This is a genomic window from Pseudomonas sp. C 49-2 (genome assembly GCF_003970195.1).
In the GTDB taxonomy this organism is placed as follows: Bacteria; Pseudomonadota; Gammaproteobacteria; order Pseudomonadales; family Pseudomonadaceae; genus Aquipseudomonas; species Aquipseudomonas canadensis.
The window spans coordinates 332,046-343,824 of record NZ_RXYG01000005.1 but is presented as its reverse complement, the minus strand read 5'-3'; the positions used below and the strand labels follow the sequence as shown (position 1 = coordinate 343,824).

Here is an 11,779-nt window from a genome sequence, read left to right as displayed (position 1 = left end):
AATTCTATAACTTCGTTTGGAAAGGATGTTTCTTATGAAGCGCTTGTTCTGTTTGGCCGCGATTGCGGCCGCTGTAGTGGGGCACTCTGTTTCGGCACAGGCTGCTGGCCTGGAATTCGGTGTGGGGAGCACCAGCGATTCGACCATGACTTATCGGCTGGGGCTGACATCGGACTGGGACAAAAGCTGGTGGCAGAGCGACACCGGTCGACTGACCGGTTACTGGAGCGGCGCCTACACCTATTGGGATGGTGACAAACGTGCCAGCGCCAGCAGCCTGTCGTTCTCGCCGGTGTTTGTGTATGAGTTTGCCGGGGAGAAGGTCAAGCCGTACATCGAAGCGGGGATTGGCGTAGCGGTGTTCTCGCGCACCAAATTGGAAGACAACAACATCGGCCAGGCTTTCCAGTTCGAAGACCGATTGGGCTTCGGCCTGCGCTTCGCGGGCGGGCATGAAGTGGGCATTCGTGCCACGCATTATTCCAACGCGGGCATCAGCAGCAATAACGATGGGGTCGAGAGTTACTCGGTGCACTACACCTTGCCGCTGTAACAGCGGAGAACCCTTGTGGGAGCGGGCTTGCTCGCGAAAGCGGTGTAACAGTCGCTACATGTTTGACTGACACACCGCTTTCGCGAGCAAGCCCGCTCCCACATTTAGAGCTCCACTCACCAGACGATCAGCGGTAGGCCGTTGCGATCCCTTCGCGCTCGGTCAGGCACTCCGGCGCCCCCATCTCGAACTCCCGGCAGATCAGCGGCCGTCGCTCATAGATCGTGCACATCATCGTGTCCCGGTCCAGTGCCGCGCACCAGCCGTCGTCCAGGCGCAGCATCACTTCGCCGCCCCAGTCATCAGTGTCGATATAGCGCTCCGGCACGCCGGTGTCGGTGATCAGCATGACTTCCAGCTGGCAGCAGCAAGCCGCGCAGGTCGAGCAGGTGACCGCGGATTCGGTGATTTGGGTGTGAGGGATGTTGGTCATAGGCGCGCAGTGTAAGGCAAGCGGGTGACGCAGGTGTGAAACGACTGACAGACGTCAGCGCGCCAACCGATGCAACCCCACAAATACCAAGGCCCACAGCAGCGCCAGCGTCGCCATCGTGGGGGCGAGGCCATAACCAAATTGCACCCCCGCCAATTGGCTGCCGGCGTAGTAGGAAAGCGGGCCGCCGAATGCGCCCAGTACCGCCGCACGCCACCAGGGGCGGGCGCTCCAGGCCAGGCAATGGCGCAACGTCGTCGCCAGCAACGCCCATAACAGGATCAACCAGAAGGGAATCAGCGGGCCCGGCTCGGTGAACTGAAACACACCCAGCGTGCGCAACGCAGTGTCCAATAGCGTACCCACGACGGTAACAATGAGGATCAGCCTGGCGTCTGCGGCCCACGAACTTATCCACAACAGATGAATGGCCAGCACCGCCAGCCCAACGAATAACCATGCACTGTCACCGCCGAGTACGCAGGCAAACCAGCCGCACTGAAAGAGCGCGGCGTTGGCCAGGGTCTTAAGCACTGAAGCGACCGAGCAGCGGCGGGTTGATCGCCGAAGGTTTGGCCAGCAGCAATTGCGCCGTGCCGATGGTGCGCTCCATGAAGCCACCCTCGCAGTAACACAGGTAAAACTCCCACAGGCGCAGGAAATACTCGTCGTAGCCCAGTTCGGTGAGGCGACCGTGGGCGCGGCGAAAATTCTCATGCCACAGGCGCAGGGTTCGCGCGTAATGCAGGCCAAAATCCTCCATGTGCAGCAGGTTCATATCGGTATCGCGGCTGACGATGTGCAGCATGTTCTGCACGCAGGGCAGGGCGCCGCCGGGGAAGATGTAGCGCTGGATAAAATCCACGCCGCGCTTGGCCTGTTCAAAGCGTTGCTCACGAATGGTGATGGCTTGCAGCAACATCAGGCCGTCGCTCTTGAGCAAGTGCGCGCACTGTTTGAAGTAGGTCGGCAGAAAGCGATGGCCCACCGCCTCGATCATCTCAATCGACACCAACTTGTCGTACTGGCCAGTAAGGTCGCGGTAGTCCTGCAGCAGCAGCGTGACCTGCTCTTGCAAGCCCAGGGCTGCGATGCGTTTTTCGGTGTAGGCGAACTGTTCCTTGGACAAGGTCGTGGTGGTGACCTTGCAGCCATAATGCTGCGCCGCGTACAGCGCCATGCTGCCCCAGCCGGTGCCGATCTCCAGCAGGTGGTCGCCGGGCTTGAGGGCGAGTTTCTGACAGATGCGCTCCAGCTTGTTCAATTGCGCCTGTTCCAGGGTGTCGTCGGCGGTCAGGAATTGAGCCGCCGAGTACATCATGGTCGGGTCGAGGAATTCTTCGAACAGGTCATTGCCCAGGTCGTAGTGGGCGGCGATGTTCTTCTGCGAGCCCTTGCGCGTATTGCGGTTGAGCCAGTGCAGGCCCTGGGTGAAGGGGCGTGCCAGGCGTGCCAGGCCGCCTTCCATCGCGTCGAGTACGTCGAGGTTGCTGACCATCACGCGAACCACTGCCGTGAGGTCCGGGCTGCTCCAGTAACCGTGGATAAATGCCTCGCCGGCACCGATGGAACCGTTGGCCGCCACCAGGCCCCACACGGCCGAATCAAGGATCTGGATTTCGCCCAGCAGGTGCGCTTCGCGTGCGCCGAAGACTTGCCGCTCGCCGTCTTCGATCACCACCAATTGACCATGGCGCAATTGGCTGAGTTGACGCAGCACGGCTTTGCGCAGCAGCGCGGCAGTCATTCCGTTGACGTTCAGGCGATGGGTCTTGACCGATAAACTAGGGGATTTCATGGCGGCGATCCTTGGTGTACCCGACTGCAGTGCGAGAGGCGCCATCGGCGGCCCGGTGGGAAAAAATCGGTGTGCGTTTGAGCAACAGGCGCAGGGCCTGCCAATAGATCGCGAGACACGTCTTGGCGGTCATCCACGGAAAGCGCCATAGGTAGCGGTGCAGGCTGGCACGGTTGAGCGTCTCTTTTTGCAGGCTCAAGGTGGCGTCGAAGACTTTCAATTCGCCTTGCCAGTCAGCCATGTGCACGCCGAGTTTGGCGGCGGGCGGGCTGAAGCTCATGCGGTATTCCAAGTCGCGCGGCAAGAACGGCGACACATGGAAGGCCTTGGCCACGGCGAAATGCTGGTGCTCATCCGTGCCCAGGGCCAGGGCCGGCAACACGTAGTGATAACGCTCGCGCCACGGGGTGTTGGTCACTTCACACAGGATCGCGGCCAGACGTCCGTCGGCCTCGAAGCAGTAGAAGAAACTCACGGGGTTAAAAGCCAGGCCCCAACTGCGGGCCTGGGTCAGTAGGCAGATAACGCCCTGGGGTGTACGCCCCAGTGCCTTGCCGACTTCCTGGCGCACGGCATCACTCAAGCTGATGCCGGTGCGCGTCAATTCACGCAGATAGTCCTGCTGGCGAAAACCGAAGGGCGCCAGGCGGCTACGCCCGGCCAGGGGCGAAAGGCCAAGCACTTCGTGTTCTTCGCTCAAATCCAGGTACAGCAAGCCGATGCGGTAGCGAAAGGCATGGGCCTTGGGCGCAAACCGGCGATGGGCAATCCAGCCGCTGTACAGGGCGCTGTTCACAGGGTTTCCCCAAAGGCTTGGGCCACGTGCAGCGCGCTGACCACGCCGTCTTCGTGAAAACCGTTGGCCCAGTAGGCGCCGCAATAAAAGGTATTGCGCACGCCGGATATTTCTTCCCGACGCCCTTGAGCTGCCACCGCCGCCAGGCTGTATTGCGGGTGGGCGTAGGTGTAGCGGGCAAGCACCTTCAGCGGGTTGATCATCGTCGTCTGGTTGAGGCTGACGCAAAAGGTGGTGGCGCTGTCGATGCCTTGCAGGATGTTCATGTCATAGGTCACTGCCGCCTGCTTCTGCGCAGTGCCGCTGAGCCGGTAGTTCCAGCTGGCCCAGGCCAGTTTGCGATCGGGCAGCAGGCGAGTGTCGGTGTGCAGCACCACGTCGTTGTCGGCGTAGGGCAGGGCACCCAGGATGTCTTGTTCGGCCTGGCTCGGGTCGGCCAATAACGCCAGGGCCTGGTCGCTGTGGCAGGCGAAGACCACACGATCAAATGCCTCGCTGCCGGCAGGGCTGTGGATAACCACGCCGTCGTCGGTGCGCTCGACGTTATGCACAGGGCAATTGAGGCGGATCTGTTCACGAAAGCTGCGGGTCAGCGGTTCGATGTAGCGGCTGGACCCCCCCTCGATCACGCACCATTGTGGGCGGTTGCTCACCGACAGCAAACCGTGGTTCTTGAAGAAACGCACGAAGAACTGCAAGGGGAAACCCAGCATGTCGGCCAGCGACATCGACCAGATCGCCGCGCCCATCGGTACGATGTAATGGCGGATAAACCGCTCGCCGTAACCGTTGGCGTCGAGGTAGTCGCCCAGGGTCATCTCGGCGCTGATGCGCTGTTCCTGCAGGTCGAGCGGCGCCTGGCGATTGAAGCGCAAGATGTCACGCAGCATGCCCCAGAACCTCGGCGACAAAATATTGCGGCGCTGGGCAAACAAGCTGTTGAGGTTATTACCGTTGTATTCGAACCGAGTGTGCTCGTCGCACACCGAAAAGCTCATCTCGGTAGGTTTGTACGTCACCCCGATCTGCCCCAACAGGCGGATGAAGTTGGGGTACGTCCAGTCGTTGAATACGATGAATCCCGTGTCCACCGCATAGCTTTGGCCCTCGACGGTCACGTTGACCGTGTGGGTATGCCCGCCGATGCGGTCGCCCGCTTCGAACAGCGTGATCTCATGCCGGCGGCTGAGCAGGTAGGCACTGGTCAGCCCTGCGATGCCGCTGCCGATGATGGCGATCTTCACAGGTCGTCCTTCTTCGGCGGCTGGCTGCGCAACATGCGCTTGCCAATGACCAATTGTGCGCGGTTCGGCAGTTTCGACAGTGGCCAGAGAGCGGCGATGAACAACGCGGGGAAGGCAATCTCCAGCGGACGCTTTTCCAGTTTATTGAAGATATGTTTGGCGGCTTTGTCCGCCGGCCAACTGAGAGGCATCGGGAAATCATTGCGTTCGGTCAACGGCGTGTCGACAAAACCCGGACTGATCACCGTGACGTCGATATTTTCCGGCGACAGGCTGATGCGCAATGATTCGAACAGGTAGCGCAGGCCGGCTTTTGACGCACCGTAGGCTTCGGCGCGCGGCATCGGCAGGTAGGTCACGGCGCTGGCGACACCCACCAAGTGCGGCGTGTGCCCGGCGCGTAACAACGGAAGGGCGGCTTCGATGCAATAACTGCTGGCCAGCAGGTTGGTGCGCACGACGTGCTCGATGATGGACGAATCAAACTGCCGCGCGTCCACGTACTCACAGGTGCCGGCATTGAGGATCACGGTGTCCAGCGAACCCCAGACCACCCCAATATGTTCGCCGATCTCACGCACGGTCTGGCTGTTGGTCAGGTCGCCCGCCACCACCATCACCTGGCCGGGATAACGTTGCGCGAGCGCTTCCAAAGGCCCTTTGGTGCGCGAGCTGAGCGCCACGTGGGCGCCGCTGTTGAGCAACTCCACGGCCAATGCGGCCCCGATGCCACTGCTGGCGCCAGTCAGCCAATAACGGCGGGGCGATGTACTGCTCATCCCATTCTCCTTTTCAGCCAACTGATGACGCGGCCCAGTACGGGCAAGTGTTCGTACAGCAGGGCACCGGCATCGAAGTAATCGCGATGGCGGTACACCTTGTCACGCCACATCAGGTGCGAGCAGCCTTCCACGCGGATGACGTTGCCGCCCGCCAGGCGCGGGTGGCAGAAACTCATTTTCCAGCGCAGGTAACCTTCGCCTTCGGCCACCTGGTCGAAGCCGTGGAAGTCGAAGCGCAGTTGGCTGACGTTGCTGTACAGCTCTGCGAAGTAACGGTGCATGGCGGGCAGGCCGTGGACTTCGTGCAGCGGGTCGGCAAAGGCGATGTCCTGGCTGTACAGGTTGTCGAGCAAATGCAGATTGTGCTTGTCCAGCGTGGCGAAGACCTGGGCGAAGCGGCGCAGGAAGTCACTCATGTTCGCCCCCGACAACTTGGCGCGAAGGCAGGCTGCGGAAGGCGGCCAGGGCGCGTTCGCGGGACTTTTTCAGGTCGACAATCGAACGCGGGTAGTCGGCCACGCCGAACAAGCCGCCGACGGCTTCGGGGTTGTGCACTTCTTTTTTATTCAGTGCGGCCAACTCCGGCAGCCAGTGCTTGATGAAAATGCCCTCGCCGTCGAATTTCTCCGACTGGCTCAACGGGCTGAAAATCCGGAAGTACGGTGCCGAGTCGGTGCCGGTGGATGAGCTCCACTGCCAGCCGCCGTTATTGGCGGCGAGGTCGCCATCGATCAGGTGGCGCATGAAGAAACGCTCACCTTCGCGCCAGTCGATCAGCAGGTTTTTGGTCAGAAACATTGCCACCACCATGCGCAGGCGGTTGTGCATCCAGCCGGTTTCCAGCAGTTGGCGCATGGCCGCGTCGATGATTGGCAAGCCGGTGCGCGCTTCCTGCCAGGCGGCGAGATCCTTGGGCGCATTGCGCCAGGCCACGGCTTCGGTTTCGGGGCGGAAAGCGCGGTGACGAGAAACCCGTGGGTAACCCACCAGGATGTGCTTGTAGAACTCACGCCAGAGCAACTCGTTGATCCAGGTGATGGCGCCCATGTCGCCACTTTCAAACTCGCCGCCATTAGTTTGCAGCGCGGCATGCAGGCACTGACGCGGCGAAACCACACCCGCCGCAAGGTAGGCGGACAACTGGCTAGTGCCGGGCTTGGCGGGGAAGTCGCGCTCGTCTTTGTAGTAGCTGATTTGTTGATCGGCAAAGGCGTCGAGGCGCCGCCGGGCTTCGTCTTCACCGGCCGGCCAGAGGGCGCGCAGGCTATCGCTGGGTGGTTCGAAACCTTCGACCGTCTTTGGGATCGGGTCGCTGTTCAGCTTGATCGGTGCCTGGGCCTTTGGCGCTGCGACGATACGCGGCAGGGCGCTGTGCAGACGGGTGTAGCAGACCTTGCGGAACTGGCTGAACACCTGGAAATACGTGCCGGTCTTGGTCAACACGCTGCCGGGCTGGAAGAACAGTTGGTCGAGGTAGCTGTGGAAGGTCACGCCATCAGCTTCCAAGGCCTTGGACACGGCCGCGTCTCGGCGACTTTCGTGGATGCCGTATTCCTCGTTGACGTGGACTGACTCCACCGAGAGCTCGCGGCACAACATGCTCAATACGTCGGGTGCCTGATCCCAAGTGGCCGCAGTGCGAATCAGCAGGGGGATGTTCAGCGCGCCCAGTGTCTTGCTCAGGTCTTGCAAGTTGCGCAGCCAAAAGTCCACTTTGCACGGCGCATCGTCATGGTCCAGCCATTGCTGCGGCGTGATCAGGTACACGGCCGCCAGCGGGCCCCGCTGGCTCGCGGCGGCCAGGGCGGTGTTGTCGTGTAGGCGCAGGTCGGTGCGCAGCCAGATCAAATGCATTTAAACAAGTCCACGCTGGATCAGTAGCTGGTGGGCCGACAACAGGTCTTCGGCGACGAACAAATCAGGAATGTCTTGGGTTAATACGGTCAACTCGGCCTGGTGGATGCATACCGTTGGTCCGACCATCAATTTTGGGCAACTGACGCCACCCAAAAGTTTTGCGAAAGCCGACAGGTGGAGCGCCTTGCTCGAATACAGCAGCACCGCGCGCGGTTGCAGGTGTTCTACCGCCAGGGCCAGTTCACCGGCAGGCAGCGGCCAGTCGAATACTTCTACCGGGCAGTCGGCACTGCTGGCGAGCCAGGCGCTGAGCCACAGGTGCGGCTCCAGGGGAACGTCGGACTGGTTCACCAACAGCAACGGCGCGCCATGCAGCTGACGATTGTTGTGATAAATACGCGCGCCGAACTTGCTGCGCAGCCAGGACAGGAAAAACACCCGCTCCATCTGCGCGCCGAACTGGCCTTGCCAGCGTTGTTCCAGCTCCTGCAACAGTGGCAGCAGCAGTTGCTCGCACAAGGTGCGTGGCGGGTACAGCGCCATGGCTTGGTTGAAAGCGTCATCCACGCGGCGTTCGGCCAATTCGCTGATGGCTTGCACAAGGCTCTGGCGCAGGGTGTGCCATTCGTTTTCAACGATATCGGGAACAGTGAGCGCTGAGTCGATCAGGCCTTTGACCTGACTCACCGGCACGCCGCGATTGAGCCAGGTGAGGATGGTGTGGATGCGTTGGACATGTTCGGCGCTGAACAACCGATGACCTTTAGGCGTGCGCTGGGGCACGATCAGGCCATAGCGGCGCTCCCACGCGCGCAGGGTCACGGCGTTGACGCCGGTCTGGCGCGCCACTTCGCGGATCGGCAGCCAGCCGTCTTCGAGGGCTTGGGTGATGTCTTCGCCGGGTTCGTCTTGCAGGACAGCTTTCATGGTCTAGATCGCATTTCGCAGGCTGAGGTTTTCCGGGTGCGGCTGCAGGTAGGCCTGCTGCGCGATGTAGCGGTCCGGGTGTTGGCGAAAGTGGTGCTTGAGCAGGGTCAATGGCACCACCAGCGGCACGATGCCTTGGCGGTACTGGCCGATGACGGTCTGCATTTCCTGCTTGTCGTCGGTACTGATGACTTGTTTGAGGTAACCACTGATGTGTTGCAGCACGTTGGTGTGGGTGCCACGGGTGGCGCATTGGCTCAGGCCGGTCATCAAGTCGCTGAAGTAACAGGTGGCCAGTTCATCGAGGTGGGTCTCTTTGGTCATGCTGCCCAGCAGGTGCCCGAGGCTTTTGTAGTGCGCCGGGCTGTGGGCCATCAACAGGTATTTGTAGCGTGAATGAAAGGCCAGCAGCCGGTGGCGGGTCAGGCCTTCGGCCAGCAGCTGTTGCCAATCGGCGTAGACGAAGACGCGGGTCAGGAAGTTTTCCCGCAGCACTGGGTCATTCAATCGACCGTCTTCTTCCACCGGCAGATTGGGGTGACGCGCACAAAACGCCTGGGCGTAGATACCACGCCCGCCGCCGTCGACCGGGGTGCCGTTGTCGCGGTACACCTTGACCCGCTCCAGTCCGCACGACGGCGACTTCTGCATGAAGATGTAGCCGCACAGGTCGGTGTGTTCCGACGCCATCTGCCGGCCGTAATCGTCCAGTGGCTGAGTGACGTTCAGTTCGCGGTGTACCGTGCCGACGGCTTGCGGGTGGGCCGGGTCGCCCACCAGGCGGATCGGTTCGCGGGGAATGCCCAGGCCGATGGCGACCTCGGGGCACAGCGGCACGAAGTCGAAATAGTCGGCGAGAGTCTGGCTGCACAGCAGGGATTGTTTATGGCCGCCGTTGAAGCGCACGTTCTCGCCCAATAGGCAGGCGCTGATGGCGATCTTCGGTTTGGTGGTGCTGGACATAAGCGAACCTCTGCAAGATTCCTGTACAAAATTAAAGTCTTGTACAACTAAATCTCATCATAGGTTCGATGCTGTACAAGTCAAATTATTTGTACAAGTTTTTTGCAGGTCAGCTATTTCCAGCCGATTTTCCAGGCGTCATCGTTTTGCAGGGTTTGCCAGGCGCAGCGTTCGGCGCGACGGGTCATGACGGCTTGCAGTTCGATTTCCAGCACGACGCCTTCTGCATCCCGAAACAGTTCGGTGACCAAGAAGTGTTTTTCTTTGTTGCGAGGCTGAGCTGCTGTCCATTTCGACAGCAGCAGTTTTGCAGGATTGATGCGGTTCATTGCAGGTGTTCGATCAAGCGTCTCGCGGCTTCCTGGCCACTGAGCCAGGCCCCTTCGACCCGGCCCGACAGGCACCAGTCGCCACATACATAAAGGCCCAGGTCGGCATCGGCCAGCACGCCGAATTCATGGCTGTTGGACGGTCGAGCATAGAGCCAGCGGTGCGCCAGGCTGAACGATGGCGCGGGCATGGCGCTGTGCAGAAGTTCGGCGAAGGCGCCATGCAGATGTTCGATCACCGCTTCCTTGGGCAGGTCCAGATGGTCCTTGCTCCACGTGCTGGTGGCGTGCAGTACCCACGTGTCGAGGTGGGTGTCACGCCCCGGTTTGCTGCGGTTGCGCGCGAGCCAATCGAGGGGGCTGTCTTGCACGAAACAGCCTTCCATCGGCGTATCCAGAGGCTTTTCGAACGCCAGGGCGATGGCCCAGGTTGGGTCCATCTTCACGCCGGCGGCGGCACTGGCCAACTTGGGCGCAGCAGCCAGCAGGGCGGTGGCCTGGGGTGCTGGGGTGGCGATGATCACGTGGCTGAACGGGCCGTGGTTTTCGCCGTCGGCGTCCAGCAGGTTCCAGTGTTGTTTGCCTTGAAACACCTCGGTGATGCGGCACCCGAACTCCACCGGCAGGTCGTCGAGCAGGGCGCGGGTAATGGCGCTCATGCGCGGCGTGCCGACCCAGCGGATCTGTTCATCGGGGGAGGGGGTGAGTTGGCCGGACTTGAAGTTGTACAGCTGGGGTTTCCATTGCTCGGCCCAGCCATTGCTTTGCCAGCGTTGCACTTCGTTGACGAAGCGCCGGTCGCGGGCGGTGAAGTATTGCGCGCCCATGTCCAGGGAGCCGGCATCGCTGCGCTTGCTGGACATGCGGCCACCGCTGCCACGGCTTTTATCGAAGAGTTGTACAACGTGCCCCGCGTCTCGTAACGCTCGGGCGGCGGAGAGACCGGCGATGCCGGTGCCGATGATCGCGATGGGAACAGTCATAGGGGGCCTCGTTTTACCGTTGGGTACAGACTACGCCGACACCAATAGCTGTACAATATTGTTTTTTGGTATAAGTTTTGGCTTACCTGTTCTTACGGCGTGACCTATGGTTAAAGCAGAGGCTTAATCCAATGTTACGCCCGTTCAAATCGATCCCTGCTTATAAAATAGACTAGCGATGGGCGGCGAACGTTACATGAGGAACATCCCATGCACATTTTGCTGACCGGCGGTACTGGCCTGATCGGCCACCAACTCTGCCAGCACTGGCTCGCGCAGGGTCATCGGCTGACGGTGTGGAGCCGTCATCCGGAACAGGTTGCCATGCGATGCGGCGCTCAAGTCGCAGGCGTCGAACACCTGCAACAGGTTATCGGCCCGGTGGATGCGGTCATTAACCTGGCGGGTGCGCCGATCGCTGACCGCCCGTGGACTCACAAGCGCAAGGCGCTGTTGTGGAGCAGCCGCATCAGTCTTACAGAAACTTTGCTGGCGTGGCTTGAAGGCTTGGAACAAAAACCAGCGGTGTTGATTTCCGGTTCGGCGGTGGGCTGGTACGGCGACGGCGGCGAACGCGAATTGACCGAAGCCAGCGGCCCGGTGCAGGACGATTTCCCCAGCCAGTTGTGCATCGCCTGGGAAGAAACCGCCCTACGCGCTGAAGCGTTGGGGATTCGCGTGGTGTTGGTGCGGACCGGTTTGGTGTTGTCAGCCGAGGGCGGCTTTTTGTCGCGGCTGTTGCTGCCTTTCAAACTGGCGCTGGGCGGGCCTATCGGCAATGGTCGGCAGTGGATGCCGTGGGTGCATATCAAGGATCAAATCGCCCTGATTGATTTTCTTCTGCACAAGCCTGATGCCAGTGGTCCTTATAATGCCTGCGCGCCACACCCGGTGCGCAATCGCGAGTTTGCGAAAACCCTGGGCCAGGTGTTGCACCGCCCGGCGTTCATGCCGATGCCGGCCTTTGCATTGAAGGTGGGCCTGGGCGAATTGTCCGGCCTGCTGTTGGGCGGGCAGAAGGCGGTGCCCGAGCGCTTGTTGGCCGCCGGTTACACTTTCCAGTTCACTGAGTTGCGCGCGGCTCTGGATGACTTGTCCAGCCGCCTCTAGAGAT

14 protein-coding genes are annotated in these 11,779 nt (G+C 61.0%); 2 read left to right on the top strand and 12 right to left on the bottom strand.

The features are described from left to right. Nucleotides 1–34 precede the first annotated feature (34 nt). A complete protein-coding gene (locus EJ576_RS12785; RefSeq protein WP_123478062.1) occupies nt 35–553 on the top strand; it encodes an acyloxyacyl hydrolase in 519 nt (172 codons plus the stop codon). 127 nt (nt 554–680) lie between these two features. Here the strand turns inward: EJ576_RS12785 and EJ576_RS12780 are convergent, their stop codons facing one another. The 12 genes from EJ576_RS12780 to EJ576_RS12725 all read right to left on the bottom strand — a co-directional run bounded on the left by EJ576_RS12780 (nt 681) and on the right by EJ576_RS12725 (nt 10,665). Next, nucleotides 681–986, bottom strand: a complete 306-nt coding sequence (locus EJ576_RS12780; protein WP_028618756.1) for a YkgJ family cysteine cluster protein — start codon at nt 984–986, stop codon at nt 681–683. A gap of 54 nt (nt 987–1,040) precedes the next feature. After that, entirely contained in the window at nt 1,041–1,520 is a 480-nt protein-coding gene (locus tag EJ576_RS12775; RefSeq protein ID WP_122723666.1) for a DUF2878 domain-containing protein, read from the bottom strand. Next, nucleotides 1,513–2,784, bottom strand: a complete 1,272-nt coding sequence (locus EJ576_RS12770) for a cyclopropane-fatty-acyl-phospholipid synthase family protein (protein ID WP_126570462.1) — start codon at nt 2,782–2,784, stop codon at nt 1,513–1,515. The genes EJ576_RS12775 and EJ576_RS12770 overlap by 8 nt, the downstream gene beginning before the upstream one ends. Next, a complete protein-coding gene (locus EJ576_RS12765) occupies nt 2,771–3,580 on the bottom strand; it encodes a DUF1365 domain-containing protein (RefSeq protein ID WP_028618759.1) in 810 nt (269 codons plus the stop codon). Before EJ576_RS12765 ends, EJ576_RS12770 begins: the two co-directional genes overlap by 14 nt. Next, a complete protein-coding gene (locus EJ576_RS12760) occupies nt 3,577–4,824 on the bottom strand; it encodes an NAD(P)/FAD-dependent oxidoreductase (protein WP_028618760.1) in 1,248 nt (415 codons plus the stop codon). Before EJ576_RS12760 ends, EJ576_RS12765 begins: the two co-directional genes overlap by 4 nt. Next, nucleotides 4,821–5,603, bottom strand: a complete 783-nt coding sequence (locus EJ576_RS12755) for an SDR family oxidoreductase (protein ID WP_122723668.1) — start codon at nt 5,601–5,603, stop codon at nt 4,821–4,823. The genes EJ576_RS12760 and EJ576_RS12755 overlap by 4 nt, the downstream gene beginning before the upstream one ends. Then, complete coding sequence (locus tag EJ576_RS12750; protein ID WP_122723669.1) at nt 5,600–6,022, bottom strand: nuclear transport factor 2 family protein; 423 nt, start codon at nt 6,020–6,022, stop codon at nt 5,600–5,602. Before EJ576_RS12750 ends, EJ576_RS12755 begins: the two co-directional genes overlap by 4 nt. Continuing rightward, complete coding sequence (phrB, locus tag EJ576_RS12745) at nt 6,015–7,460, bottom strand: deoxyribodipyrimidine photo-lyase (RefSeq protein WP_126570461.1); 1,446 nt, start codon at nt 7,458–7,460, stop codon at nt 6,015–6,017. The genes EJ576_RS12750 and phrB overlap by 8 nt, the downstream gene beginning before the upstream one ends. Further along, complete coding sequence (locus EJ576_RS12740) at nt 7,461–8,390, bottom strand: MerR family transcriptional regulator (RefSeq protein WP_126570460.1); 930 nt, start codon at nt 8,388–8,390, stop codon at nt 7,461–7,463. It abuts the gene before it with no gap. Between the two features lie 3 nt (nt 8,391–8,393). Then, complete coding sequence (locus EJ576_RS12735) at nt 8,394–9,353, bottom strand: DUF523 and DUF1722 domain-containing protein (protein ID WP_122723672.1); 960 nt, start codon at nt 9,351–9,353, stop codon at nt 8,394–8,396. 113 nt (nt 9,354–9,466) lie between these two features. Then, the gene (locus tag EJ576_RS12730) at nt 9,467–9,682 is read right to left on the bottom strand and encodes a TIGR02450 family Trp-rich protein (protein ID WP_122723673.1); all 216 of its coding nucleotides are present in this window, start codon (nt 9,680–9,682) and stop codon (nt 9,467–9,469) included. Next, nucleotides 9,679–10,665, bottom strand: a complete 987-nt coding sequence (locus EJ576_RS12725) for an NAD(P)/FAD-dependent oxidoreductase (RefSeq protein ID WP_126570459.1) — start codon at nt 10,663–10,665, stop codon at nt 9,679–9,681. The genes EJ576_RS12730 and EJ576_RS12725 overlap by 4 nt, the downstream gene beginning before the upstream one ends. Before the next feature lie 210 nt (nt 10,666–10,875). Here EJ576_RS12725 and EJ576_RS12720 point away from each other — a divergent pair, with 210 nt between their 5' ends. After that, the gene (locus EJ576_RS12720) at nt 10,876–11,775 is read left to right on the top strand and encodes a TIGR01777 family oxidoreductase (protein ID WP_122723674.1); all 900 of its coding nucleotides are present in this window, start codon (nt 10,876–10,878) and stop codon (nt 11,773–11,775) included. Nucleotides 11,776–11,779: the final 4 nt, after the last annotated feature.

Coding starts and splice junctions, on each gene's coding strand:
- EJ576_RS12720 (WP_122723674.1), top strand. CDS start 10,876: ATGCACATTTTGCTGACCGGCGGTACTGGCCTGATCGGCCACCAACTC.
- EJ576_RS12735 (WP_122723672.1), bottom strand. CDS start 9,353: ATGTCCAGCACCACCAAACCGAAGATCGCCATCAGCGCCTGCCTATTG.
- EJ576_RS12770 (WP_126570462.1), bottom strand. CDS start 2,784: ATGAAATCCCCTAGTTTATCGGTCAAGACCCATCGCCTGAACGTCAAC.
- phrB (WP_126570461.1), bottom strand. CDS start 7,460: ATGCATTTGATCTGGCTGCGCACCGACCTGCGCCTACACGACAACACC.
- EJ576_RS12750 (WP_122723669.1), bottom strand. CDS start 6,022: ATGAGTGACTTCCTGCGCCGCTTCGCCCAGGTCTTCGCCACGCTGGAC.
- EJ576_RS12725 (WP_126570459.1), bottom strand. CDS start 10,665: ATGACTGTTCCCATCGCGATCATCGGCACCGGCATCGCCGGTCTCTCC.
- EJ576_RS12785 (WP_123478062.1), top strand. CDS start 35: ATGAAGCGCTTGTTCTGTTTGGCCGCGATTGCGGCCGCTGTAGTGGGG.
- EJ576_RS12780 (WP_028618756.1), bottom strand. CDS start 986: ATGACCAACATCCCTCACACCCAAATCACCGAATCCGCGGTCACCTGC.
- EJ576_RS12730 (WP_122723673.1), bottom strand. CDS start 9,682: ATGAACCGCATCAATCCTGCAAAACTGCTGCTGTCGAAATGGACAGCA.
- EJ576_RS12740 (WP_126570460.1), bottom strand. CDS start 8,390: ATGAAAGCTGTCCTGCAAGACGAACCCGGCGAAGACATCACCCAAGCC.
- EJ576_RS12755 (WP_122723668.1), bottom strand. CDS start 5,603: ATGAGCAGTACATCGCCCCGCCGTTATTGGCTGACTGGCGCCAGCAGT.